Here is a 25968-nt window from a genome sequence, read left to right on the forward strand (position 1 = left end):
TATTCCCCCGCATCGACGAGGGGCGCCGCCGCAGCGGCACCCCTCGGGGAATCAGGCGGATGCCAGAGCTGTGCGCAGCGTGTCGAGACCGACGCCGCCGATGTCGAGGGCCCGGGTGTGGAACTGCTTCATCGAGAAGTCCGCGCCGCGACGCTCCTGCTCCTCCTCGCGCACCTGCTCCCAGATGCGCTGGCCGACCTTGTACGACGGCGCCTGCCCCGGCCACCCGAGGTAGCGGTTGACCTCGAAGCGCACGAACTCCTCGCTCATGTTGACGTTCTTCAGCATGAAGGCGAGGGCGTAGTCGTGATCCCAGGTGCCGTTGCCGTCGAGGCGCGGCTTCTGCAGGTGCACGCCGATGTCGAGCACCACGCGCGCCGCGCGCATGCGCTGCCCGTCGAGCATGCCGAGACGGTCGGCGGGGTCATCGAGGTAGCCGAGCTGCTCCATCAGACGCTCGGCGTAGAGGGCCCAGCCCTCCGCGTGCCCGCTGGTGCCGGCCAGCAGGCGGCGCCACGAATTGAGTTCTGCGCGGTTGTACACGGCCTGAGCGATCTGCAGGTGATGGCCCGGCACGCCCTCGTGGTAGACGGTCGTGAGTTCGCGCCACGTGTCGAACGTGTCGACGCCCTCCGGCACCGACCACCACATGCGACCCGGTCGGGAGAAGTCGTCGGTCGGACCGGTGTAGTAGATGCCGCCCTCGTTCGTGGGCGCGATCATGCACTCCAGGCGACGGATGGGCTCGGCGATGTCGAAGTGCGTGCGACCCAGCTCCTCGACGGCTTTGTCGCTGGTGCGCTGCATCCACTCCTGCAGGGCCTGCGTTCCGCGGAGCTTGCGCGACTCGTCCTTCTCGAGGAAGGCCACGGCTTCCTCGACGCTCGCGCCGGGCAGGATCTCGTTCGCGATGGCCTCCTGCTCGGCGACCATGCGCGCGAGCTCCTCGACGCCCCACTCGTACGTCTCGTCGAGGTCGATCTCGGCCCCGAGGAAGCGGCGCGAGTGCAGCGCGTACATTTCGCGGCCGACGGCGTCGACGTCGCCCGCCACCGGGGCGAGCTCGCCCGCGAGGAACGTCGCGAGAGCGTCGTAGGCCACGCGTGCGGCGTTGGCGTTGGCGGACAGGTCGCGGGCGAGGGATGCCGGCAGCTGGCCTTCTTCGGGAGCGGCATCGCCGACGAACTCGGCGAAGAACCCCGTGTCCGACGTGTAGCGGGCGATCTGCGTCACGACCTCGGTCACCTGACGGCGGGCCGGCACGACGCCCTCGGCGATTCCGCGACGGAGCGTCGCGACATACCCGTCGATCGCAGCCGGGAGCGCCTTCATGCGCTCGGAGATCGTCGACCAGTCCTCGACCGTCGCGGTCGGCATGAGGTCGAAGGTGGAGCGGATGTCCTGCGCCGGCGAGGCGATGACGTTGAGGTCGCGCAGATGCGTCTTCGCCTCGTGCTGCTCGATCATCAGGTCGAGCTCGCGACCCAGATCCATCTTCGTGACCGTGTCGATCGCGTCGAGGGGCTCGGCGGTCTCGAGCGCGCTCCGCGTCGCGCGCGCATCGGACACGAGGGCCTCGGCCCCCTCGGGGCTGTAGTCGCCGAAGCGGCCGTTGTGCTCGAACCGGCCGATGTAGGTCGCCAGCGTCGGCTCGCGCTCGGCCAGGGTGTCCACCCACGCGTCCGCGATCGTGTCGATCGGCGTGGGGCTGCGGTGTGCGTCAGTCATCCTCCGAGCCTAGGGAAGGCTCAGCGATGGCGCACCCCGCCCCCGCCGGTGGAGGCGTCGGGGAGGAGGGGTGGCCGGGATCAGTGACCCGCTTCGTCCCAGTCGCCGCCGCGACCGATCTGCACGTCGAGGGGCACCGACAGGTCGGCCGCGTCGGCCATGCGCGCGCGCACGATGCCCTCCACGGCATCCCACTCCCCCGCCGCGACCTCGACGACGAGTTCGTCGTGGATCTGCAGCAGCACGCGAGAACGCAGTCCCGCGGATGCCAACTCGTCGCGGATGCGGAACAGCGCGACTTTCATGATGTCGGCGGCGCTGCCCTGGATGGGGGCGTTCAGCGCCGCGCGCTCCGCGTTCTCGCGCAGGACCCGGTTCATGCTGGTCAGATCGGGGAACGGCCGGCGTCGACCGAAGATCGTCTCGGTGTAGCCGTCTTGACGGGCCTGCTCCACCGAGCCCCGCAGGTAGTCGCGCACCGCACCGAAGCGGGCGAAGTACTCGAGCATGAGCTTCTTGGCCTCGGACTGTTCGATGCGCAGCTGCTTCGACAGGCCGAAGGCCGACAGTCCGTAGACGAGGCCGTACGACATCGCCTTCACCTTCGTGCGCATCGCGGGCGTGACGTCCTGCGGGTCGACACCGAAGACGCGTGCGCCGACGAACCGGTGCAGGTCTTCACCGGAGTTGAACGCCTCGATCAGACCGGGGTCGCCGGAGAGGTGCGCCATGATGCGCATCTCGATCTGGGAGTAGTCGGCGGTCAGCAGCGTCTCGTAGCCCTCGCCGACCTCGAACGCGGCACGGATGCGACGGCTCTCCTCGGTGCGGATCGGGATGTTCTGCAGGTTCGGGTCGGTGCTCGACAGGCGGCCGGTCTGGCTGCCCGTCTGCACGTACGTCGTGTGGATGCGTCCGTCGGCGCCGGTCGCGGTGTCGAGGGCGTCGATGATCTGCTTGAGCTTCGTCGCCTCGCGGTGGCGCAGCAGCAGGTCGAGGAACGGGTGCGGAGCGCTCTCCTGCAGATCGGCGAGGGCAGCGGCATCCGTCGTGTAGCCGCTCTTGGTCTTGCGCGTCTTGGGCAGCTGGAGCTCGTCGAAGAGCACCTCCTGCAGCTGCTTGGGCGAGCCGAGGTTCACCTCGTGTCCGATCGCCGCGTAGGCGTCGCGTGCGAGGACGTCGGCGCGCGCACCGAGCTCGGCCGAGAACCCGGACAGCTTCTCGTGCGACACGGCCACCCCGGCCAGCTCCATGTCGGCCAACGCCGTGAGGGTGGGCAGCTCGATGTCGTCGAGCACGGAGGCGACCTTCTCGGGCAGCGTCGCGCGCTGCGCCTCGGCGACGCGGCGGGTGAACCACGACAGCTGGCCGGGAGTCGCGCCCTCCGTCTCGGGGACGAGCTGGGTGGGATCGGCGACCGGCAGCTTCTCGTCGAGCTCGCGCTCCACGAGGTCGGCGAGCGACTTGTCGGGGAAGCTCGGGCGAACGAGCCATCCGGCCAGCAGCACGTCGAATGCCACGCCGCCCACCGTGACTCCCTCGCGGGCGAGGGCTTTGATCTGGGGTTTGGCATCGCAGAACACCTTGGGGGCATCGGATGCCAGCCACGGCGCCAGCGCGTCGCGGACGGCCGGACTCCACTCGGCCTCGACGGCCGCGTCAGCCGACGCGAGACCGATCGCCGTGGGCACGGAACCGGAGAGGCTGAGGGTGACCCCCACCTCGCCGCGCGCGTCAGTCGCCCACGCCGCGAGGGCCGCGGGGTCGAGGCGCTGCGGCGCGGGAGCGGTCGCGGTCGGGCGGACCTCTTCGACGACGCCACCCTCGGCGCCCAGCGCGTCGAAGACGCGCGGCAGCAGCGTGCGGAACTCCAGGCGGGCGAAGATATCGCGGACGGCCTGCGCGTCGAGCGGCTGGACGGCCAGGTCGTTCGGGCCGACCGGGAGCTCGACATCGCGCAGCAGGCGGTTCAGCGCGCGGTTGCGCCTGACGGCGTCGAGGTGCTCGCGCAGGTTGTTGCCGACGACGCCGGTGATCTTGTCGGCGTTGTCGAGGAGGGCCTCGAGCGACCCCCACTGGGTCAGCCACTTGACGGCGGTCTTCTCGCCCACCTTCGGCACACCGGGCAGGTTGTCGCTCGTCTCGCCGACCAGGGCGGCGATCTCGGGATACTGAGCCGGCGGGAGCCCGTACTTCTCGATCACCGCGTCGGTGTCGTAGCGCTTGAGCTGCGACACGCCCTGCACGTTGGGATAGAGCAGTGTGATGTCATCGGTCACGAGCTGGATGGTGTCGCGATCACCCGAGCACACCAGCACCGTGAAGCCCTGCTCCTCCCCCTGCGTGGCGAGGGTCGCCAGGATGTCGTCGGCTTCGACGTCTTCTTTCTTCAAGACCGGAACACCCATCGCGGCCAGGCACTCCTGCAGGAGCGGGATCTGCCCCTTGAACTCGGCCGGTGACTCGCTGCGGTTGGCTTTGTACTCCGTGTATTCGCGCGTGCGGAACGATTGCCGCGACGTGTCGAAGGCGACGGCGAGGTGCGTGGGCTTCTCGGCCTTCACGAGGTTCACGAACATCGACAGGAAGCCGTAGATGCCGTTGGTGTGCTGGCCGTCCTTCGTCGAGAAATTGTCGACCGGCAGCGCGTAGAACGCGCGGTAGGCCAGCGAGTGGCCGTCGACGACGAGGAGAGTAGGCTTTTCGGCATCCGTCACTCTCCCAGCGTAACGAGAACCACGGACACTCCCCCGGCTCGGCCCGATTCGCGGCCGTCCCGCCCGGTACGACGAAGGCGACGATGAGCAGCTCCACGACTCCCGACACCCGCACTGGCCTCGACTGGGCGCGCGAGCGCGGCATGGGGGCCCTCGCCGAGAAGATGGGCATCGAGTGGGTCGAGTTCTCGGTCGAGCGCAGCGTCGCGACCATGCCCGTCGAGGGCAACACCCAGCCGGTGGGTCTCCTGCACGGCGGCGCCTACGTCGTCCTCGGCGAGTCGCTCGGGTCGATGGCGGCCAATCTGTACGCCGGATCCGGCAAGCTCGCGGTCGGCATCGACATCAACGCCACGCACACGCGTTCGGCCACCTCGGGCATCGTCACGGGCGTCTGCACCCCGATCCATCTCGGCCGCTCGCTGACGGTCCACGAGATCGCCGTGAGCGACGAACAGGGCCGGCGCTGCTCGACCATCCGCATCACGAACATGATCAAGGACGCCCCGCAGCCCTGACCCGGGTTCGCGCGGGAGGACCCTGAGCCTGCCGAAGGGTCCGGGCCGAACGAGAAATGGATGCCACGCACGTGGCATCCATTCTCGAAAAGCGCTGCGGTCAGCCCTTCTTGGGCGCCAGCTGCTCGATGATCGCCTTGGCGACGTCCTGCATGGTGAGGCGGCGGTCCATGGACGCCTTCTGGATCCAGCGGAAGGCCTCGGGCTCGCTCAGGCCCATCTTCTCGTTCAGCAGACCCTTCGCGCGGTCGACGAGCTTGCGGGTCTCGAAACGCTCGACCATGTCGGCGACCTCGGCCTCGAGCGTGATGATCTGCTCGTACCGCGCCAGGGCGATCTCGATCGCCGGCAGCAGGTCGTTCGGCGTGAAGGGCTTGACCACGTAGGCCAGGGCGCCGGCCTCGCTGGCGCGCTCGACGAGCTCCTTCTGGCTGAACGCCGTCAGCAGCACGACGGGGGCGATGTGGTTCTTGCTCAGCTTCTCGGCGGCGCTGATGCCGTCGAGCTGCGGCATCTTGACGTCCATGATCACGAGATCGGGACGCAGCTCGGTGGCCAGTTGCACGGCGGTCTCGCCGTCACCTGCCTCGCCGACGACGTCGAAGCCGTTGTCGCGGAGGATCTCGACGATGTCGAGGCGGATCAGCGACTCGTCTTCCGCGACGACGACGCGACGCGGTGCGGTCGGCGCAGTGGCCGGGGCGGCTTCTTGATCAGTCACGAGACCATCCTAGAACGTGGATTCGCGCACCCACGGGAGACCGCGGATGCGATAGGGCGTACCGGTGGTGGGACTCGAACCCACACGTCTTTCGACAGAGCATTTTGAGTGCCCCGCGTCTGCCATTCCGCCACACCGGCAGGTGTTGCGTTCCCAATGTACCGGGCGGGAACGCAACACGACGCGCGCCGGGGTCTCCGGCGCGCGTCGTGAGGGTTCAGACTTCCTGGTACCCGGGGGCCGCGCCGTGCACGGCGTCGCCCACGCGGTGCACGCGCAGGTCGTTCGTCGAACCGGCGATTCCGGGAGGGGAACCGGAGATGACGACGACCTTGTCGCCGACCTTGGCCAGGTCGTGAGTGAGCAGGTAGTCGTCGACCTGCAGGAACATCTTGTCGGTGTGCGACACGTGCTCCACCAGGGTCGAGCGGACGCCCCAAGTCAGCGCGAGACGACGGCGGATGCCGGGCTCCGGCGTGAACGCGATCATCGGGATGGTCGAGCGCAGGCGCGACATGCGACGGGCGGAATCGCCCGACTCGGTGAAGACACACAGGTACTTCGCCTCGACGAAGTCCGCGACCTCGACGGCGGCGAGGGTGATGGCGCCACCCTGCGTGCGGGGCTTGTTGGTCAGCGGCGCGATGCGATCGAGACCGTGCTCCTCGGTCGACTCCACGATCCGGGCCATCGTCTCGACGACCACCACGGGGTAGGCGCCCACGCTGGTTTCGCCGGACAGCATGACCGCGTCGGCACCGTCGAGCACGGCGTTGGCGACGTCGGACGTCTCGGCGCGCGTGGGGACGGGGTTGGTGATCATCGACTCGAGCATCTGCGTCGCGACGATGACGGGCTTGGCCATGCGGCGGGCGAGCTCGACGGCGCGCTTCTGCACGATCGGCACGGCCTCGAGCGGAAGCTCGACGCCCAGGTCGCCGCGGGCGACCATGATGCCGTCGAACGCGTCGATGATCTCCTCGAGGTTGTCGACTGCCTGCGGCTTTTCGATCTTGGCGATGACGGGCACGTAGCGCCCCTCTTCGGCCATGATCTCGTGCACGCGCTCGATGTCCTTGGCATCACGGACGAACGAGAGGGCGATGAGGTCGGCACCGGCGTTGAGGCCCCAGCGCAGGTCGGACTCGTCCTTCTCGCTCAGCGCGGGGACGTTCACGGCCACGCCGGGCAGGTTGATGCCCTTGTTGTTCGACACGGGACCGCCGACGATGACCTTGGTGGTCACGACGGTGCCGTCGGTCTCGACGACCTCCACGCGCACCTTGCCGTCGTCGATGAGGAGGAAGTCTCCCGGGCGGACGTCCTGGGGCAGGCCCTTGAAGGTCGTGCCGACGATCTCCTTGGTGCCGAGGATGTCTTCGATCGTGATCTTGAAGATGTCGCCGGGCAGCAGGTCGTGCGGACCGTTCTCGAACTTGCCGAGACGGATCTTCGGGCCCTGGAGGTCGACGAGAGCGGCGACCGGGCGACCGGCGTCCTCTGCGGCCTTGCGCACGTTGGCGAAGTTGGCGTCGTGCACGGAGTAGTCTCCGTGGCTCAGGTTGAGGCGGGCGACGTCCACCCCGGCGTCGATGATGGCGCGAACCATCTCATACGACGACGTGGCGGGCCCGAGTGTTGCGACGATCTTGGCGCGTCTCATCCGTTTTCAAGCTCCGTGAGGATTTTCGGGAAGTGGCCGATCGGCCCTTGCCAGCTTAGGCGGGCAGGAGGCCGATGGCGACATCGGTCGGGCGCACCGGCGCGGGGAGCACCGTTTCGCCCATGAGGAAGGTGTCGACCTCGGCGGCGGCCGCGCGGCCCTCGGCGATGGCCCACACGATGAGCGACTGTCCGCGCCCCGCGTCGCCGGCGACGAACACGCCCGGCGTCGTCGTGGCGTAGGTCGCGTCGCGTTCGACGTTGCCGCGGTTCGTGAACTGCGTGCCGAGCTGGCTCTCCAGGTGCTCCCGCTCGGGGCCGGTGAAGCCCATCGCGATCAGCACGAGGTCGGCGGGGATCTCGCGCTCGGTGCCGCTCTTGGGCACACGACGGCCGTCGACGTACTCGGTCTCGGCCACGCGCAGCGCGCGCACCTCTCCTGCGGCATTGCCGAGGAACTCCACGGTCGAGGCGAGGAACGTGCGCTCCCCGCCCTCCTCGTGAGCGGATGCCATCTCGAACAGGTTCGGCATCATCGGCCAGGGCTGCTCGGACGGACGCTCGGAGGGCGGCTGCTTGCCGATCGCGAGGTTCGTCACGCTCAGCGCGCCCTGGCGGTGGGCCGTACCGATGCAGTCGGCGCCGGTGTCGCCACCGCCGATGACCACCACGTGCTTGCCGGAGGCGCTGATCTGCTGCGGGATCTGGTCGCCCGCGACGGCCTTGTTGCCCTCGACGAGGTATTCCATGGCGTAGTGCACGCCGTCGAGGTCGCGACCCGGGATGGCGAGGTCGCGCGGCACGGTCGAACCGGTGGCCACCACGACGGCGTCGTAGCGCGCGCGCAGGTCGCTCCACGAGATGTCTTTGCCGATCTCGACGCCCGCGCGGAAGCGGGTGCCCTCGGCCTGCATCTGGCGCAGGCGCAGCTCGAGGTGGCGCTTCTCCATCTTGAAATCGGGGATGCCGTAGCGCAGCAGACCGCCGATGCGGTCGTCGCGCTCGAAGACGGCGACGGTGTGCCCGGCGCGGGTCAGCTGCTGCGCGGCGGCGAGACCCGCGGGCCCGGAGCCGACGACGGCCACGGTCTTACCCGTCAGACGCTCCGGCGGCTCGGGCTCGACCCAGCCGTTGCCGAACGCCTCGTCGATGATCGAGACCTCGACCTGCTTGATCGTCACGGCCGGCTGGTTGATGCCGAGCACGCACGAGCTCTCGCAGGGCGCGGGGCACAGGCGCCCCGTGAACTCCGGGAAGTTGTTGGTCGCGTGCAGGCGCTCGATCGCCGCGCGGCCCTCGCCGCGCCACGTGAGGTCGTTCCACTCGGGGATCAGGTTCCCGAGCGGACACCCCTTGTGGCAGAACGGGATACCGCAGTCCATGCAGCGGCCGGCCTGGCGCTTGATGACGGCCGAATCACCCGGCTCGTACACCTCTTTCCAGTCCATGATGCGCACGGGCACCGGTCGACGCTTCGGGAGCTCCCGCTCCGTGGTCTTGAGAAAGCCCTTCGGGTCAGCCACCCGTCACCTCCAGAATGCGCGTCCAGACGACGTCGCCGTCGGGGTCCAGCCCCTCGGCCACCGCCTCCTGGCGGGTCTGCAGCACAGCGGCGTAGTCGCGCGGCAGCACCCGGACGAAGTTGTCCACCTCGGCCTCGAAGTCGTCGAGCAGACGACGGGCCAGCGTGGAATCGGTCTCCGCGACGTGCTTCTCGAGCAGGTCGCGGAGGATCTCGGCATCCCCCGATCCGAGGGCTCCGAGGACGAGCTCACCGGATGCGGTGGCCTCGCGGTTCACCTTGTCGCGGTCGAGCCTGTAGACGTAGGCCTGTCCGCCCGACATGCCGGCGCCGAGGTTGCGGCCGGTGGCGCCGAGGATGACGGCCAGTCCGCCGGTCATGTACTCGAGCGCGTGGTCGCCCACACCCTCGACGACCGCCGTGGCTCCGGAGTTGCGCACGAGGAAGCGCTCGCCCACCACACCGTTGAGGAACATCTGTCCCTGCGTGGCGCCGTAGCCGATGACGTTTCCGGCGATGACGTTCTCGCTCGCGGCGAAGGACGACCCGCGCGGCGGGCGCACCACGATCGTTCCGCCCGAGAGCCCCTTGCCCACGTAGTCGTTCGAGTCGCCCTCGAGACGCAGCGTGATGCCGGCGGGCATGAACGCGCCGAACGACTGCCCGGCCGAACCGGTCAGGCGCACGTCGATCGAGTTCTCCGGCAGACCGTGCTCGCCCCGCGCCTTGGTGACGTGGTGGCCCAGCATGGTCCCCACCGCACGGGCGGTGTTGCGGATGGGCAGGTCGATCGTGAGCTGGCCGCCGTGCGCGATGACGTCCTGCGCGCGCTCGATGAGCTGCACATCGAAGTGGTCGTCGAGCTCGTGATCCTGGTTGCGGGCGTGACGGCGCGGCTCGTCGTCGGCGAAGCGCGGTCCCTCGAGGATCGGCGCGAGGTTGAGACCGCGCGCCTTCCAGTGCTGGATCGCCTCGTTCGCATCGAGCAGCTCGGATCGGCCGACGATCTCGTCGATCGAGCGGTAGCCGAGGGCGGCGAGGTACTCGCGCACCTCCTGCGCGATGAACTCCATGAAGTTCACGATGTACTCGGCCTTGCCGGTGAAGCGCTGGCGCAGGACCGGGTTCTGCGTCGCGACGCCCACGGGGCAGGTGTCGAGGTGGCACACGCGCATCATGATGCAGCCCGAGACGACCAGGGGCGCGGTCGCGAAGCCGAACTCCTCGGCGCCGAGCAGGGCGCCGATGATGACGTCGCGGCCGGTCTTCATCTGTCCGTCGACCTGCACGACGACGCGGTCGCGCATGCCGTTGAGCATGAGCGTCTGCTGCGTCTCGGCCAGGCCCAGTTCCCACGGGGTGCCCGCGTGCTTGAGCGAGTTCATCGGGCTCGCGCCCGTGCCGCCGTCCTGACCCGAGACCAGGATGACATCGCTCAGCGCCTTCGCGACGCCCGCCGCGACCGCGCCGATGCCCGACTGGCTGACGAGCTTCGTGTGGATGCGGGCCGAGGGGTTGGCGCGCTTGAGGTCGAAGATGAGCTGCTTGAGGTCTTCGATCGAGTAGATGTCGTGGTGCGGCGGCGGCGAGATGAGACCCACGCCCGCGGTCGCGTGACGCGTGCGCGCCACCCACGGGTACACCTTCGTCGGCGGCAACTGACCGCCCTCGCCGGGCTTGGCGCCCTGGGCGAGCTTGATCTGGATGTCGTCGGCCTCGGTCAGGTACAGGCTCGTCACACCGAAGCGACCGGATGCCACCTGCTTGATGGCGCTGCGGCGCTCGGGGTCGAGAAGACGGTCGACGTCCTCTCCGCCCTCACCGGTGTTCGACTTGCCGCCGATGCGGTTCATCGCGACCGCGAGGACCTCGTGCGCCTCTTTCGAAATGGAGCCATAGCTCATGGCGCCGGTGGAGAAGCGCTTGACGATCGCCGAGACGGGCTCGACCTCGTCGATCGGCACGGCGGGCCGCTGGCCGGTGCGCAGGCCGAAGAGTCCGCGCAGGGTCTTCAGCTCGTGCGCCTGGTCGTCGATGAGCTGCGTGTACTCGCGGAAGATGTCGTACCGGCGCTCACGGGTCGCGTGCTGCAGGCGGAACACCGTGTCGGGGTTGAACAGGTGCGGGGCGCCGTCGCGGCGCCACTGGTACTCGCCGCCCGTCCACAGGCGCTCGTGCGCGCGCGCCGCGGCATCCTGGGGGTAGGCGTACTCGTGACGCGCGGCGTTCTCGGCCGCGATGACGTCGAGGCCGACGCCGCCGAGCTTGGTCTCGGTTCCGGTGAAGTACGCGTCGATGAACTCCCGGGAGAGGCCGACGGCTTCGAACACCTGAGCGCCCGCGTACGACGACACGGTCGAGATGCCCATCTTCGACATGATCTTCAGCACGCCCTTGCCGAGCGCGTAGATCAGGTTCTTGACGGCCTTCTCGGGCGTCACCCCGGTGATGAAGCCGGCGCGGACGAGGTATTCGACCGTCTCCATCGCCAGATACGGGTTGACCGCCGAAGCGCCGTAGCCGATGAGGGTGGCCACGTGGTGCACCTCGCGCACGTCGCCGGCCTCGACCACGAGACCCACCTTCATGCGGGTCTCCTTGCGGATGAGGTGGTGGTGCACGGCCGCGAGCATGAGCAGCGACGGGATGGGCGCGAGGTCCTTGTTGCTGTCGCGGTCGCTGAGCACGATGAACTCGGCGCCGTCCTCGATGGCCTGGTCGACCTCGGTGCACATCTGGGTGAGGCGCTTCTGCAGACCCTTGTGCCCGGCCTCGACGCGGTACAGGCCGCGGATCGTCACCGACGAGCGCCCCGGCAGGGCGGTGTCGATGTGCTGGATCTTGGCGAGCTCGTCGTTGTCGATGACGGGGAAGTCGAGCGTCACCGTGCGCGTGTGGTCCGGCCCCCAGTCGAGGAGGTTGCGCTCGGGGCCGAGACCCAGCGACAGCGAGGTGACGACCTCCTCGCGGATCGAGTCGAGAGGCGGGTTGGTGACCTGCGCGAACTGCTGCGAGAAGTAGTCGAACAGCAGGCGCGGGCGGTCGCTCAGCACCGCGACGGGAGCGTCGCTGCCCATGGCCCCGAGCGGCTCGGCGCCGCCCTGGCCCATGGGGGTCAGCAGGATGCGCACCTCCTCCTCGGTGTAGCCGAAGGTGCGCTGACGACGGGTGATCGAGGCGATGGGGTGCACGATGTGCTCGCGCTCGGGTAGCTCGCTGAGCTTGACGCGCCCCTTGTCGACCCATTCGCCCCACGGCTGGAGCGCCGCGAGGTCGGCCTTGATCTCCTCGTCCTCGACGATGCGGCGCTGGGCCGTGTCGACGAGGAACATGCGTCCGGGCTGCAGACGACCGCGGCGCTTGATGCGCTCGGGCGCGAAGTCGAGCACACCGGTCTCGGAGCCGATCACGACGAGGCCGTCGGTGGTCTCGGTCCACCGGCCCGGGCGCAGACCATTGCGGTCGAGCGTGGCGCCGACGAGCGTGCCGTCGGTGAAGATGAGCGCGGCCGGTCCGTCCCACGGCTCCATCTGCATGGAGTGGTAGTCGTAGAAGGCGCGCAGATCGGGGTCGATCGTGGCCTGCTTCTCGTAGGCCTCGGGGACCATCATCATGATCGCGTGCGGCAGACTGCGACCGGTGAGGGTCAGCAGCTCCAGGACCTCGTCGAAGGATGCCGAGTCACTGGCGCCCTCGGTGCAGATGGGCAGCAGCGGGCGCACGTCGCCGATCAGCTCGGACTCGAGCTGCGACTGGCGGGCGCGCATCCAGTTGCGGTTGCCCTTGACGGTGTTGATCTCGCCGTTGTGCGCGAGCATGCGCAGCGGCTGCGCGAGCGGCCACGACGGGAAGGTGTTGGTCGAGTAGCGCGAGTGCACCACGGCCAGCTCGGACGCGAATCGCTCGTCCTGCAGGTCGGGGTAGAACGGCTCGAGCTGCAGCGTCGTGACCATGCCCTTGTAGCCCAACGTGCGGCTGGAGAGCGAGACGAAGTACGCCTCGAGCTCGTGGCGCGCGCGCTTGCGGAGCCGGTAGACGCGGCGGTCGAGGGCGATACCCGCCAGGGCGGGCTGGTCGCCGACGGCGGGGCGCGACACGAAGAGCTGCTCGAACGCGGGGCGTGCCTCGTACGCGAGCTTGCCGAGGTTCTCGGGCTCGACGGGCACCTCGCGCCAGCCGAGCACCTCGAGGTTCTCGTGGCGGGCGATCTCTTCGATCCCGGCCTTCATCGCGACGCGCTCGTCGTGCCCGAGCGGCAGGAACACCATGCCGGCGGCGTACTCCCCCACCGGCGGCAGGTCGAAGTCGACCACGGCGCGCAGGAACGCGTCGGGCATCTGCGTCAGGATGCCGGCGCCGTCACCGGTGCCCGCGTCGGAGCCGATGGCGCCGCGGTGCTCGAGGTTGCGCAGCGCCGTCAGCGCCAGGTCGATGATGTCGTGACCGGCTTCGCCGCGGAGAGTGGCGACCATGGCGAGGCCACAGGCGTCTTTCTCGAACGACGGGTCGTACATTCCCTGTCGGGCGGGGAATGCTCCTCCGACGGTGTCGGAGCGCAGGCTGGAAGCCATATCAACCGTCCTCACGTTGATGCTTCGAATGGGACGACGTCGGCCCAGAGTGTTAGTTCGTGGCGGGGCTGCTTGTGGCGCTGGTGCCGACGGTGTCGTTCGTCGCGGGCGGCTCGCTCACGTCGACGAAGTCAGAGGGGTCGCCTGAGTCTACAGCCCCCGGAGCCTTCGACTCGCGCCCCGGGACGTACGGCGACGGCTCGAGACCGTGGTGACGGCGCGACTGCACGGCGAAGATGACGATGCCGAGGATGACGCCGAAGATCGCAGCCCAGACGTTCGTGCGCAGGCCCAGGATGATGTCGCTGGGGTCGATGCGGATGGACTCCCACACGATGCGGCCGGCGCTGTACCAGACCAGGTAGATCGCGAACTGCTTGCCCCACTGCAGCGTGAAGCGCTTGCCGACGTACAGGATGACCGCGGCGCCGAGCAGGTTCCAGATGACCTCATAGGCGAAGGTGGGGTGGAACAGCGTGCCCGCGGGCAGGCCGACGGGGATCGCGGAGTTCCCCGCGGCGATCTCGAGCCCCCACGGCAGGTCGGTGGGCTGGCCGAAGAGCTCCTGGTTGAACCAGTTGCCGAAGCGTCCCATGGCCTGGGCGATGATGAGGCCGGGCGCGAGGGCGTCGGCGAAGGTCCAGAACCGGATGCCGGTCCAGCGGCATCCGAGGATCGCGCCGATGGCGCCGCCGATGAGGGCGCCGTAGATGGCGATGCCCCCCTCCCAGATGGCCCACACGGACCCGGGCTGCGTGATGTTCCACGGATTGGAGCCGGGGCCGAAGTAGAAGCCCGCATGCGTGGCCACGTGGTAGATGCGCGCCACGATGATGGCGAGCGGCACCGCCAGGAGGCAGATGTCGATGACGACCCACTTCTCGGCACCGCGACGCGTCAGACGGGCGTTCGTGAGGAACACCGCGACGATGATGCCCGCGACGATGCACAGGGCATAGAAGTGGATGCGGAGCGGACCGAGATCGACGTAGGAGATCGTCGGGCTCGGGATGCTGGCGAGCACGCCGGAGGCGGCGCTCGAGAGGGCGAACGTCATGCAGACGAGTCTAGGCGCGCTGAACGGCGCCCGCGGACAGCTCCCTCGCGAGCGAGGAGAGGCCGTCGACACCGCCGTCGCGCAGCGCCTTGACCAGCGCGGTGCCGACGATCGCGCCGTCGGCGTACTCAACGACTCCGGCGACCTGCTCGGCGTTGGAGATGCCGATGCCCACGCACGCGTGCTGCGCCCCGAACGCCCGCAGCCGCTCCACGAGACCCCGGGCGGCGGCGTCGAGAGAAGCGCGCTCCCCCGTGATGCCCATCGTCGACACGGTGTACACGAAGCCCGTGGAGGCGTCGACGATCATCTTCAGGCGCTCGTCCGACGAGGTGGGAGCGGCGAGGAAGACGCGGTCGAGCCCCGTTCGCTCGCTCGCCGCGATCCAGGTCTCGCCCGCGTCGGGGGTGATGTCGGGCGTGATGAGGCCCGCTCCCCCGGCGGCGATCAGTTCGTCGGCGTATCGGTCGACGCCGTACTGCTCGACGAGGTTCCAGTACGTCATGACGAGGATGGGCACGTCGGTGCGCGCCGTGACCTCGCGGATGATCGTGAAGAGGTCGCGCATGCGGAAGCCATTGGCCAGCGCCGTCTGCGTCGCCTCCTGGATGACCAGGCCGTCCATGACGGGATCGCTGTAGGGCGGTCCGAGCTCGATGACGTCGGCGCCGGCCTCGGCGAGGGCGACGGCCGCCTCGATGCTCGTGGCGACGTCGGGGTAGCCGGCGGGCAGGTAGCCGACGAACGCGCCGCGACCGTCCGCGTGGGCGGCCTCGATCGCCGCGGCGACGCGCGAGGTCACAGCTCGACCCCCGCACCGCTGGCCGCGTCGGGCGCCGGCGCGACGTCGACCGGGGATCCGGGAGCGGATGCCACGGTCTCGGCGGCGCGCGTCTGCGCACGGCCCTCGGCGATCTCCGGCGCGTGCTCCGCGTCGTAGAGGTCGAAGTACCGGGCGGCGGTGTCCATGTCCTTGTCGCCGCGGCCGGAGAGATTGATCGCGATGACGGCATCCGGGCCGAGTTCGCGTCCGATGCGCAGGGCGCCCGCGAGGGCGTGCGCGGACTCGATCGCGGGGATGATGCCCTCGGTGCGCGAGAGCAGGCGCAGGGCCTGCATGGCCTCGTCGTCGGTGGCCGGGATGTACTGGGCACGGCCGATGTCGGCGAGCCACGCGTGCTCGGGGCCGACGCCGGGGTAGTCCAAGCCGGCTGAGATCGAGTGCGATTCGATGGTCTGACCGTCTTCGTCCTGCAGGACGTAGGTGCGCGCGCCGTGGAGGACGCCCGGGCGACCCCGACCGATGGATGCCGCGTGCTTGGGGGTGTCGACGCCGTCGCCCGCCGCTTCGACGCCGTAGAGGGCCACGCCCTCGTCGTCGAGGAAGGCGTCGAACATCCCGATGGCGTTGGACCCGCCGCCGACGCAGGCGAAGACGGCATCCGGGAGGCGACCGAGTCGTTCGAGGAACTCGGCGCGCGTCTCTTCGCCGATGATCTTCTGGAAGTCGCGCACCATTGCCGGGAACGGGTGCGGGCCCGCCGCGGTGCCGAAGATGTAGTTGGTGGTCTCGACCGACGCGACCCAGTCGCGGTAGGCCTCGTTGATCGCGTCCTTGAGGGTGCGCGACCCCGTCGTGACCGGCACGACCTCGGCGCCCAGCAGGCGCATGCGCGCGACGTTGAGCGCCTGACGCTCGGTGTCGACCTCGCCCATGTAGATCACGCAGTCGAGACCGAACAGCGCGGCCGCGGTCGCGGTGGCGACGCCGTGCTGACCGGCTCCGGTCTCGGCGATCACGCGCGTCTTGCCGAGGCGCTTGGTGAGCAGCGCCTGGCCGAGCACGTTGTTGATCTTGTGCGAGCCGGTGTGATTGAGGTCTTCACGCTTGAGGAAGACGCGTGCGCCCCCCGCGTGCTCGGCGAAGCGCGGCACCTCGGTGAGCACCGAGGGGCGACCCGCGTAGTCGTGCAGCAGGGCGCTCAACTCGGCGTGGAACTCCGGGTCGGCCATGGCCGACTCGTAGACCTCGGTGAGCTCGTCGATCGCGGCGATGAGCGACTCAGGCATGTAGCGCCCGCCGAAGTCGCCGAAGAACGGCCCCTTCTGGTCGCGCAGCTTCTGGACGGGAACGGTGGTCATGACGTCTCCTGGAGGAACGCGCGGAGGGTGGCGACGGGGTCGCCGGTCACGAGGGCCTCGCCGACGAGCACCACGTCGGCGCCGGCGGCGCGGTAGTGGGCGACGTCGGCGGGGGCGAGGACGGCGGATTCGGCGATCTTGATCGCATCGGCCGGGAAGCGGTCGGCGAGCGAGCCGAACAGGTCGCGGTCGAGCTCGAACGTCGAGAGGTTGCGGGCGTTGACGCCGATGAGCTTCGCCCCGAGCTGCGAGGCCCGTTCCAGTTCGTCGGCCGAGTGCGTCTCGACGAGGGCGGTCATGCCCAGGTCGGTGACGAGACCGTACAGCTCGCCGAGCCTCTTGTCGTCGAGTGCGGCGACGATGAGCAGCACCAGATCGGCGCCCGACGCGCGAGCCTCGAGCACCTGGTAGGGCGTGGCGATGAAGTCCTTGCGCAGCACGGGGACGCTCACCGCGGCACGGACGGCCTCGAGGTCGGCGAGGCTCCCCTTGAACTTGCGGCCCTCCGTGAGCACCGAGATCGCCGAAGCGCCGCCCTCCTCGTACAGGCGCGCCTGCCGCGCGGGATCCGGGATCGACGCGAGGTCGCCGCGCGAGGGGCTCGCGCGCTTGACCTCGGCGATGACCTTCACCCGGTCGGCGGGGGCCAGCATGGCCAGCGCGTCACGGGCCGGGGTCTGCGCGAGGGCGTCGCGTTCGACATCGGCGAGCGAGCGCGTCTGGGCGCGCTGCTCGGCATCCTCCACCGCTCCGGCCGTCAGATCGGCCAGCACGGTCAGTGCGCCTTCGGGTTGGACTTCGCGCCGTTCGCGCCGTAACCGGCCTTGGTCATGGCCCAGCCGACGATCGCGCCGACGACGAGCAGACCCACCGACGCCCACACCAGCACCGGCATGTCGAGCCAGAAGAACAGCGTGCCGAGCGTGAAGGCGACGAGCATGATGATCACGGCCGTCCAGGCGGCGGGCGAGTGTCCGTGGCCGGGATCGCCGATGGGGTTGCTCATGGGACTCCTAACAGTCGCGCGCGGGCGCGGGGGAAAGCGTCCGACTAGTCTATCGAAGCGCGGTGGGCCTCTCCCGCCGTCGTCTCGATGTCGCGAGGTCGGTCTCAGGCCGTGGGGTCGTCGCCGCGGGAGAGGTCGTCCCACGAGTCGATCGCGTCGTGGGGGCGACCGGTGGCGGTGCCGGCCTCCTCGGCCGTGCGGTACTTGCGGCTCGCGCCCGAGGCCCAGCGGCGCGCGGTGACGAGCGTGAAGACGGCCGCCGCGGCGAGGACGACCTGGGCCACCAGCGTCACAGCGGGCCAGGGGGTGAGTGACAGGCCGCTGACGAGCGAGGCGACGGCATCCGTTCCCGAGATCCCCGTCGCCTCGGTGACCGCCGCGGCCGTCGCCGAGACGGGGGTGGCGAACAGCAGCTGCGCGGTTCCGACGCCCACGAGACCCGCGATCAGGAGGCCGAGCACTCCGAACAAGTACCGCAGCACGGGGCCGACGATCGACAGGGCCGCGCCCAGGGCCAGGGCGGCGAGGCTGAGGGGGGTCAGCACGGGGAGGGCGTCCGCGCCGGAGACGGCGATGGTCTGCTGCGCACCGTCGTCGAGGGTGACGTCGATCCACGTCTGCGTCGACGCGATGACGCCGATCGCCCCGGCGGCGAGCATCGCGAGCACCGCCGAGGAGCGGGCGCGTCGCATCAGCGCTCCCCCACGACCGGGTGCAGGTCGTCGGCGTCGAAGCACGTGTGGTCGCCGGTGTGGCACGCGGCACCGATCTGGTCGACCTCGATGAGCAGTGTGTCGCCGTCGCAGTCCAGGCGCGCGCCCTTCACGATCTGGATGTGCCCGGAGGTGTCGCCCTTGCGCCAGTACTCCTGACGCGAGCGGGACCAGAAGGTGACGCGGCCGCTGGTGAGCGTGCGGTTCAGGGCCTCGGCATCCATCCACCCCATCATCAGCACCTCGCGCGTGTCGAACTGCTGGATGACGGCGGGAACCAGACCGTCGGCGTTGTAGGTGACACGGTCGACGCTCATCGGCGCACCTCGATCCCTTCGGCGGCCATGGCGTCTTTGACCTCTCCGACCGTCAGCTGACCGGAGTGGAACACGGATGCCGCCAGCACCGCGTCGGCCCCGGCCTGAACGGCGGGGGCGAAGTGTTCGAGCGCACCCGCACCGCCGGAGGCGATGACCGGGACCGCGGCGACCTGGCGCATGAGGCGGACGAGCTCGAGGTCGAAGCCCTGCTTGGTGCCGTCGGCGTCGATCGAGTTGACCAGCAGTTCGCCGGCTCCGCGCTCGACCGCCTCGCGGGCCCACTCGAGGGCGTCGAGGGTCGTCTCGGTGCGCCCGCCGTGGGTGGTCACCACGAAGCCGGACGGGGTGGATGCCGCCCGCTTCACGTCGAGCGAGAGCACGACGACCTGGGCGCCGAAGCGGTCGGCGATCTCGTCGATGAGCTGCGGACGGGCGATAGCGGCGGAGTTGACGCCGATCTTGTCGGCGCCGACGGCGAGGAGCCGGGCGACGTCGTCGCTCGAGCGCACTCCCCCGCCCACGGTGAGCGGGATGAAGACCTGCTCGGCCGTGCGGCGCACGACGTCGTAGGTGGTGGAGCGCTCGTCGACGGTGGCGGTGACGTCGAGGAACGTGACCTCGTCGGCGCCCTGGTCGAAGTAGAGCTTCGCGAGCTCGACAGGGTCGCCCATGTCGCGCAGGTCGAGGAAGTTGACGCCCTTCACGACGCGGCCCGCGGCGACGTCGAGGCAGGGGATGACGCGACGCGCGAGGGTCATCAGAGCCTCGCGGCGAGGATCTCGGTGACGAGGATCGCTCGCGCGCCGATCGCGTAGAGCGCGTCCATGACCTGGTTGACGTCGCGGCGCGGGCTCATCACCCGCACGGCGACCCACTCGGGGTCGCGCAGCGGCGAGATCGTGGGCGATTCCAGACCCGGGGCCACCGCGACGGCCTGCTCGATCAGGTGAGCGGGCAGGTCGTAATCGATCAGCACGTAGGTGCGGGCGGCGAGGACACCGCGCAGGCGTCGCAGCAGCGTCTCGGTGCCGTCGGCCTCCTGCGGACCGGCGATCAGCACGGCGTCGCTCTCGAGCAGGACCGGTCCGAAGATCTCGAGCCCGGCCTGGCGCAGCGTCGTGCCGGTCGAGACGACGTCGGCCACGGCATCCGCCACTCCGAGCTGCACGGCCGACTCGACCGCGCCGTCGAGCGGGACGATGTCGACGGCGATGCCGCGCTCGTCGAGGAAGGCGTCGACCAGGCCCGGGTAGGCGGTCGCGACGCGGAGACCCTGGAGGTCCTGCACGTCGGTGAAGCGGCCGGGGCGACCCGCGAAGCGGAACGTGGAGCCGGCGAAGCCGAGGGACTCGACCTCGCGGGCGCCGGGCATGCGAGCGTCGAGCAGCAGGTCGCGGCCGGTGATGCCGACGTCCAGCGCGCCGGAGCCGACGTAGGTCGCGATGTCACGGGGACGCAGGTAGAAGAACTCGACCTCGTTGACGGGGTCGACCGTGTACAGGTCTTTCGAGTCGCGTCGTCCGGTGTATCCGGCCTCCGAGAGCATCTCGGCGGCGGTTTCGGCGAGCGACCCCTTGTTCGGCACGGCGATTCGCAGCATGACGGGGGCTTTCGTGTTGTGTGAGCGTGGGGAGGGCGAGTGCGGCTCAGAGATGTCGGTAGACGTCTTCGAGCGACAGGCCCTTCGCGAGCATGAGGGTCTGCAGGTGGTAGAGCAGCTGCGAGATCTCCTCGGCCGCGGCCTCGTCGGACTCGTACTCGGCGGCCATCCACACCTCGGCGGCCTCTTCCACGATCTTCTTGCCGATCGCGTGCACGCCGGCGTCGAGTTGCGCGACGGTGCCGGAGCCTTCGGGTCGCTCGACGGCCTTGGCGCTGAGTTCCGCGAACAGGTCGTCGAAGGTCTTCACCCCTCCAGGGTATCGGGTCGACGGGGGTGGGGTTGTCGCGGGGTCACGGGGGCGGTGACAAACGCGCGATGCACGGGGGAACTCTCTCCGCAAGCGTTTGCCAGTGCAGCGCGCGTTTGTCGCGCGGGCGTCAGTGGCGGTGGCGGGCGGCGGAGGCGCGCAGCGACTGGATCGCGCGGTCGGGGTCGTCGGCGCCGAACACCGCGGAACCCGCGACGAACGTGTCGGCCCCGGCCTCGGCGGCCTGGGCGATCGTCGACTCACCGATGCCCCCGTCGACCTGCAGCCAGACGCTCGACCCGCGTCGTTTCGCCTCGTCGGCCAGCGCGCGCAGCTTCGGCATCGTCTCGGGCATGAACGATTGGCCGCCGAACCCCGGCTCGACGGTCATGACGAGGATCTGGTCGAACTCGTTGAGCGAATCGAACAGGTTCTCGACCGGCGTGCCGGGCTTGACGGCGACGCCCGCGCGCGCACCGATCGCGCGCAGCTGGCGGGCGAGGGCGACCGGGGATGCCGCCGCCTCGAGATGGAAGGTGACGGATGCCGCACCGAGCTCGGCGTACGCGGGAGCCCAGCGGTCGGGGTCGTCGATCATCAGGTGCACGTCCAGCGGCACGGGGCTCGTCTCCTGGATGCGACCGACCATCTGCGGACCGAAGGTGAGGTTCGGCACGAAGTGGTTGTCCATCACGTCGACGTGGACGAAGTCGGCTCCCGCGATGCGCGCGAGCTCGGCCTCCATGTTCACGAAGTCGGCGGCCAGGATGCTCGGGTTGATGCGCGGGGCGTCGGTAGGCACCCGACCATTATGGGCGTGTGACCCTGCGCGTGCCGGTTCCGTCGATGCCCGGGTCCACAAACGGCATTCGAGCTCAGAAACGCGCTGCGGGGCGTTTCCGGGCACGGATGCCGTTTATGCGTGCGTGGAGGCGCGGCGCGGCGCGGGGCGGCGCCCGGGCGCGTCAGCGCTTGCGGAGCAGGGCGATCGACATGGCATCCGTCCCGTGGCGGTGCGGCCACAGCTGCGCGCGGAGCGAGCCGTCGGCCTGCTCCGGCAGGTCGATGTCGTCGACCGCCACGGCGCGCACGACGGCGCGGGCGTCGAGCTCCTCCGCCGCGTCGCCGAGCGTCCGCGTCACCTCGGCCAGCACTCCGGAGGTCTCGGCCAGGTGCGGGGAGCACGTGACGTACGCCAGCACCCCGCCCGGCTTCAGGGCCTCGAACGCCGAGAGCACGAGCTCGCGCTGCAGCTCGGTGAGATCGGGCACGTCGGCCGGCGTCTTGCGCCAGCGCGCCTCGGGCCGTCGGCGGAGGGCTCCGATCCCGGTGCAGGGGGCGTCGACGAGGATGCGGTCGTACTCCCCCGCCGCGCGGGCCGCGCGCTCGCGCCCGTCCTCCTCGCTCACCTCGACCTCGAGGGGGACGGATGCCACGGCCTGCCGCACGAGTCCCGCTCGCGTCGGCGCGATCTCGTTGGCATCCAGTCGGGCCCCGTGGGCGAGGGCCTCCGCGGCCAGCAGGGCGGTCTTGCCTCCGGGGCCGGCGCACAGGTCGAGCCAGCGCTCCCCCTCGCGCACGGGCAGCGCCCGGCTGAGCGCCAGGGCGGCGAGCTGCGAGCCCTCGTCCTGCACGCGGACGCGTCCGCCCGTCTCGCGGATGAGGTGCTCGGGGTCGCCCCCGCGCGTGGTGAACGCCGTCGGCGCGAAGCGCGCGGGGGTGGCGTCGTCGGGGACCTCGGCGAGGCCCGGGAGGGCGATCATCGCCACGCGCGGAGCGACGTTGTCGGCCTCGAGCAGTCCGGGGAGCTCATCCGCGCGTCCCTCGGCGGTCAGAGCGCGACGCAGGGCCCGCACGATCCACACCGGGTGCGAGGTCGTCAGGCCGATGCGCTCGTCGTCGCTGCGTGCCCCCTCGGCGACGCGCTCCATCCAGTGTCCCGGGTTGTCGCGCGACACGCGACGCAGCACGGCGTTGGCGAACCCGGCGGCACCGCGCCCGCCCCCGTTCCGGCGGGCGAGCTCGACCGACTCGTTGACCGCCGCGTGCGAGGCGACGCGCGTGGACAGCAGCTGGTGCACGCCGAGCCGCAGCGCATCGAGGACGGCGGGGTCGATGCGGTCGATCGTGCGATCGGCGGCGATCGCGATGATCGCGTCGTACGTGCCGCGACGGCGGAGGGTGCCGTACGTCAGCTCGGTCGCGAGGCCGGCATCCTTGGCATCCAGACCCTGCCGGGCGATCGCGTGCGGCAGCAGCAGATTGGCATAGGCCTCGTCTCCCGAGACGGCCCGCAGCACCTCGAAGGCCGCCGCGCGTGCTCCCTGAACGCTCATGCGCCCAGCACCGGCTGGTCGGTGCGCAGCCCCCGGAACCAGTCGCCCGCGTTCATCGCGCCCTTGCCGGCCGGCTGCACCGTCTCGAGACGCAGCGGCGACGTGCCCGTGCCCACGACGACCTCTTTGCCGGATGCCGTGACCCGGCCGGGCGGAAGGGGCGGCGCGTCCGAGGCCGACGCGCGCAGCACCTTGAACCGGGCGCCGTCGAACGTGGTGTGGGCCCCGGGTTCGGGGGTGACGCCCGCGATCTGGTGCAGGAGCGAGGCTGCGTCGCGGGTGAGGTCGAGGGCGCCGTCGTCGAGGGTGAGCTTCGGGGCGAGGGTGGGCTCGCCCTCCTGCGGGGCCGCGACGGCGGTGCCGTCGGCGATCCCGTCGACGACGCGCGCGAGCAGAGGAGCGCCGATGTCGGCGAGGGCGTCGAGGACGTCCGCCGAGGTCGCCCCCGACGGGACCTCGTACCGCTCCTCGGCGAAGACGTCGCCGGCGTCGAGGGCGGCGACGAGCTGGAACACGCTGGCTCCCGTGACGGCGTCGCCCGCGATGAGCGCGCGCTGCACGGGGGCGGCTCCACGCCAGCGCGGCAGCAGCGAGAAGTGCAGGTTGATCCAGCCGCGGTCGGGGGTCGAGAGCAGCGGCTCGCGCACGAGACCGCCGTAGGCGACGATCACGCCGAGGTGCGGCTCGAGCGCGGCGATGCGGGCCGTGACGTCGGCGTCGAGACGATCGGCCTTGATGACGGGCAGGCCGAGCTCGTCGGCGGCCTGCGCGACCGGCGACGGCGTCAGGACGCGCTTGCGCCCGAGCGGGGCGTCGCTGCGCGTGACGACCGCGGCGATCTCATGGGGACCGGATGCCAGGGCGCGGAGCGACGGGACGGCGACGGCGGGGGTGCCGGCGAAGACGAGGCGCATAATTCTCCTCAGACTCTCGGAAGCGGGCGGGTGGGTGGGGGCGCGCTCAGAGGTCGGGCTCGGGGATGTCGAGGCGGACTCTGAGCGTACTGCGCGGGCGGGGACCGCGATCTTTGCGCGACTTGCGCGCCCGCAGAGCGTCGGCGATGACTCCCGCGCGCAGCGCCTCCGCGACCGCGCGGCCGTGGGCGTAGTCGAAGCGCACGAGCGCGCGGGCCGTCGCGGTGTCGGGGTCGGTCGAGGTGTCGACCGGCCCCAGGACGGCGAGGGCGTCGAGATCGGGCACCGTCTCGCGGAGGGAGGCGAGGAGCGTGTCGACGCTCCGGGCGTGTCCGTCGACGCTCGCCACGCGGACGGCCGGGGGCATCCGCAGCGGCGCGCGGTCCGCGAGCTCGGCGCGGGCGTAGGCCGGCTGCGTCCACGTCGCGAGCGCCCGCGCGACGGGCCCGGCGACGCCGACGAGGTGAACGGGCGCGCCGGGCGCGGCGAGGGCCGCGGCATTCGACCACCAGCGCAGGCAATGCTCCCCGATGCGCAGCGCCTCGTTCTGCAGCATGCGGTCGCCGTCGAGCAGGATCACGGCGCGGTACCCGCCGCGGGCGAGCGGCTCGGCGCCACGCGTCGCGATCACCAGGGCCGGGGCGGCATCCACCTCGGCGACCTGGTGCGCGCCGTCGGCGACGATCACGCGTGTGTTCGGGAAGGCCCGGCCGAGCTCGTCGGCCGTGCGCTCGCTGCCCGAGGAGGCCATGCGCAGTTTGACCGACCCGCAGTGACCGCACGACCACGCGTGCGCGCTGCGGCCACACCACGCGCACACCGGCGTCGCCCCGGGGCGGGCGGCACGGAGGGGACCCGCGCAGTGCGGGCACCGCGCGGGTCGGCGGCAGTCGGCGCACACGAGCGACGGCGCGTAGCCCGGACGCGCGACCTGCACGAGCACCGGTCCGTGCTGCAGGGCTTCGCGCGCGGCGGCGAAGGCCGAGGACGGGACGCGGGACTGCCGCTGCTCGCCCTCGCGCGTCGCACTCAGCACCACACGGGGGCTGGGGCGTCGTGCCTGGGGCACCTCGCGCACGTAGCCGACGTCGACCAGTCGCTGAACGTCGGAGGTGCGCGTGTGTCCGGCGAACACGAGCGCCGAGTGCTCGAGCTCCTGTCGCACGAGGGCGGCGTCGCGCGCGTGCACGCCCGGCGAGAGCGGTTCGGCGAGCAGCGAATCGCCGTCGTCCCACAGTGCGACCAGACCCGTGTCGTGCGCGGGGGCGTACACCGCCGAGCGACGTCCGACGACGATGCACGGGACGGGGGCGAGGGTGCGCAGATACTGCCCGTAGCGCGCGGGACCGGACTGGTCGGCGTCGTCGCGGACGATCGCCTCCGCCGGCACGAGCTCGGCCAGGGCCGCCAGCAGCTGCGCCTGGTCGCGGTAGTCGGGCACGACCAGCACGGCGCTCCGGCCGCGTGCCAGCGTGCGGGTCGCGGCGGCGGCGAGGAGGTCGGCCCAGGCGCCGCGCGGCAGCTCGGGGTGCGGGTGCGGCGGGGCGTCGACCGCGAGGCGCTCGCCCGCGTCGAGGGCGGCGCCGAGGCCGGGATACGCGCCGAGGACGCTGTCGGCGTGGTCGCGCGCGGCGGGGACGACGTCGGGCGTCTCGGGTGCGGGGGCCGCCGCCCACGCCTTCTCGGCGCGGACCATGCGCTTGGGGACCGCCAGACGCAGGATGTCGCTGACCGAACCCGCCGCGCGATCGGCGACGCGCCGAGCGAGCGTGTACAGGCGTGCCGGCAGCACGGGCGTCGTGGACACGACCGCCTCGACAGAGGAGAGCGGACGTTCGGTGCCGTCGTCGGCGACGACCTCGACGACGAACGCCTCCATCATGCGACCGGCGGACCGCAGGGGCACCTTGACCCGCACCCCCGGTGCCACGTCGGCGACGAGAGGGTGCGGGATGGCGTAGTCGAACAGGCGGTCGAGTTGGGGAACGGGCGACTCGAGCTGCACGCGCGCGACGCGGCGCTCGCTCATGAGCGCGCATCCTCGCCGCGGGCCCGCTCAGCGGCCGGGCGGCCGGCAGCCGGGCGGTCGGCCGCGGCCGCATCACCGCGCGGGCACCCACCGCGCGAGCCT

The 25968-nt window shown here is 70.8% G+C and carries 21 protein-coding genes and 1 tRNA gene; 1 reads left to right on the top strand and 21 read right to left on the bottom strand.

Translation table 11 applies throughout. From position 1 onward, the window contains the following. Positions 1 to 51: 51 nt before the first annotated feature. Together ACFZA2_RS09515 and polA are read right to left on the bottom strand one after the other, a co-directional pair. The gene (locus ACFZA2_RS09515) at positions 52 to 1728 is read right to left on the bottom strand and encodes a DUF885 domain-containing protein (protein ID WP_391403719.1); all 1677 of its coding nucleotides are present in this window, start codon (positions 1726 to 1728) and stop codon (positions 52 to 54) included. Positions 1729 to 1808: 80 nt separating this feature from the next. Beyond that, on the bottom strand, positions 1809 to 4445 hold the full coding sequence (gene polA, locus ACFZA2_RS09520; RefSeq protein WP_391403722.1) for a DNA polymerase I: 2637 nt from the start codon (positions 4443 to 4445) through the stop codon (positions 1809 to 1811). Between the two features lie 83 nt (positions 4446 to 4528). On the opposite strand from polA, the gene ACFZA2_RS09525 reads away from it, so the two are divergent. Continuing rightward, positions 4529 to 4963, top strand: a complete 435-nt coding sequence (locus ACFZA2_RS09525; RefSeq protein ID WP_391403725.1) for a hotdog fold thioesterase — start codon at positions 4529 to 4531, stop codon at positions 4961 to 4963. A 100-nt stretch (positions 4964 to 5063) separates the two neighbouring features. Here the strand turns inward: ACFZA2_RS09525 and ACFZA2_RS09530 are convergent, their stop codons facing one another. From ACFZA2_RS09530 to ACFZA2_RS09620, 19 genes are all read right to left on the bottom strand, one after another. Further along, a complete protein-coding gene (locus ACFZA2_RS09530; RefSeq protein WP_076675473.1) occupies positions 5064 to 5684 on the bottom strand; it encodes an ANTAR domain-containing response regulator in 621 nt (206 codons plus the stop codon). Positions 5685 to 5743: 59 nt separating this feature from the next. Further along, positions 5744 to 5824 (bottom strand) — tRNA-Leu (locus ACFZA2_RS09535). Between the two features lie 77 nt (positions 5825 to 5901). Beyond that, on the bottom strand, positions 5902 to 7347 hold the full coding sequence (gene pyk / locus ACFZA2_RS09540) for a pyruvate kinase (RefSeq protein WP_391403729.1): 1446 nt from the start codon (positions 7345 to 7347) through the stop codon (positions 5902 to 5904). 55 nt (positions 7348 to 7402) lie between these two features. Next, positions 7403 to 8869: a glutamate synthase subunit beta gene (locus tag ACFZA2_RS09545; protein WP_391403732.1), complete on the bottom strand. Its 1467-nt coding sequence runs from the start codon at positions 8867 to 8869 to the stop codon at positions 7403 to 7405. Continuing rightward, a complete protein-coding gene (gene gltB / locus ACFZA2_RS09550) occupies positions 8862 to 13439 on the bottom strand; it encodes a glutamate synthase large subunit (RefSeq protein WP_391403735.1) in 4578 nt (1525 codons plus the stop codon). The genes ACFZA2_RS09545 and gltB overlap by 8 nt, the downstream gene beginning before the upstream one ends. Positions 13440 to 13491: 52 nt before the next feature. Next, a complete protein-coding gene (gene lgt, locus ACFZA2_RS09555) occupies positions 13492 to 14496 on the bottom strand; it encodes a prolipoprotein diacylglyceryl transferase (protein WP_363579010.1) in 1005 nt (334 codons plus the stop codon). Positions 14497 to 14506: 10 nt separating this feature from the next. Beyond that, positions 14507 to 15298 carry a tryptophan synthase subunit alpha gene (gene trpA / locus ACFZA2_RS09560; protein ID WP_391403740.1) on the bottom strand — a complete coding sequence of 264 codons (792 nt, stop codon included), beginning with the start codon at positions 15296 to 15298 and terminating at the stop codon, positions 14507 to 14509. Continuing rightward, a complete protein-coding gene (gene trpB, locus ACFZA2_RS09565) occupies positions 15295 to 16638 on the bottom strand; it encodes a tryptophan synthase subunit beta (RefSeq protein WP_391403743.1) in 1344 nt (447 codons plus the stop codon). Before trpB ends, trpA begins: the two co-directional genes overlap by 4 nt. Continuing rightward, a complete protein-coding gene (gene trpC / locus ACFZA2_RS09570; protein WP_391403746.1) occupies positions 16635 to 17411 on the bottom strand; it encodes an indole-3-glycerol phosphate synthase TrpC in 777 nt (258 codons plus the stop codon). Before trpC ends, trpB begins: the two co-directional genes overlap by 4 nt. 2 nt (positions 17412 to 17413) lie before the next feature. Continuing rightward, a complete protein-coding gene (locus ACFZA2_RS09575) occupies positions 17414 to 17644 on the bottom strand; it encodes a DUF6704 family protein (RefSeq protein ID WP_116239751.1) in 231 nt (76 codons plus the stop codon). Between the two features lie 104 nt (positions 17645 to 17748). Continuing rightward, on the bottom strand, positions 17749 to 18336 hold the full coding sequence (locus tag ACFZA2_RS09580; RefSeq protein ID WP_391403750.1) for a Trp biosynthesis-associated membrane protein: 588 nt from the start codon (positions 18334 to 18336) through the stop codon (positions 17749 to 17751). Then, the gene (gene hisI / locus ACFZA2_RS09585; protein ID WP_363391474.1) at positions 18336 to 18674 is read right to left on the bottom strand and encodes a phosphoribosyl-AMP cyclohydrolase; all 339 of its coding nucleotides are present in this window, start codon (positions 18672 to 18674) and stop codon (positions 18336 to 18338) included. The genes ACFZA2_RS09580 and hisI overlap by 1 nt, the downstream gene beginning before the upstream one ends. Further along, positions 18671 to 19435: an imidazole glycerol phosphate synthase subunit HisF gene (gene hisF / locus ACFZA2_RS09590; protein WP_366376107.1), complete on the bottom strand. Its 765-nt coding sequence runs from the start codon at positions 19433 to 19435 to the stop codon at positions 18671 to 18673. Before hisF ends, hisI begins: the two co-directional genes overlap by 4 nt. Next, positions 19435 to 20277, bottom strand: coding sequence for an ATP phosphoribosyltransferase (hisG, locus tag ACFZA2_RS09595; protein ID WP_391403755.1), 843 nt, complete (start codon positions 20275 to 20277; stop codon positions 19435 to 19437). The genes hisF and hisG overlap by 1 nt, the downstream gene beginning before the upstream one ends. 46 nt (positions 20278 to 20323) lie before the next feature. Then, positions 20324 to 20587 carry a phosphoribosyl-ATP diphosphatase gene (locus tag ACFZA2_RS09600; protein WP_094732978.1) on the bottom strand — a complete coding sequence of 88 codons (264 nt, stop codon included), beginning with the start codon at positions 20585 to 20587 and terminating at the stop codon, positions 20324 to 20326. A gap of 130 nt (positions 20588 to 20717) precedes the next feature. Then, on the bottom strand, positions 20718 to 21389 hold the full coding sequence (rpe, locus tag ACFZA2_RS09605; protein WP_391403759.1) for a ribulose-phosphate 3-epimerase: 672 nt from the start codon (positions 21387 to 21389) through the stop codon (positions 20718 to 20720). A 163-nt stretch (positions 21390 to 21552) separates the two neighbouring features. Further along, positions 21553 to 22923, bottom strand: a complete 1371-nt coding sequence (locus ACFZA2_RS09610; protein WP_391403762.1) for an RsmB/NOP family class I SAM-dependent RNA methyltransferase — start codon at positions 22921 to 22923, stop codon at positions 21553 to 21555. Beyond that, complete coding sequence (fmt, locus tag ACFZA2_RS09615; RefSeq protein ID WP_391403765.1) at positions 22920 to 23837, bottom strand: methionyl-tRNA formyltransferase; 918 nt, start codon at positions 23835 to 23837, stop codon at positions 22920 to 22922. Before fmt ends, ACFZA2_RS09610 begins: the two co-directional genes overlap by 4 nt. A 46-nt stretch (positions 23838 to 23883) precedes the next feature. Continuing rightward, positions 23884 to 25866: a primosomal protein N' gene (locus tag ACFZA2_RS09620; protein WP_391403768.1), complete on the bottom strand. Its 1983-nt coding sequence runs from the start codon at positions 25864 to 25866 to the stop codon at positions 23884 to 23886. Positions 25867 to 25968: the final 102 nt, after the last annotated feature.

The organism is Microbacterium sp. NPDC007973, assembly GCF_042958465.1.
Classification (GTDB): Bacteria; Actinomycetota; Actinomycetes; order Actinomycetales; family Microbacteriaceae; genus Microbacterium; species Microbacterium galbum.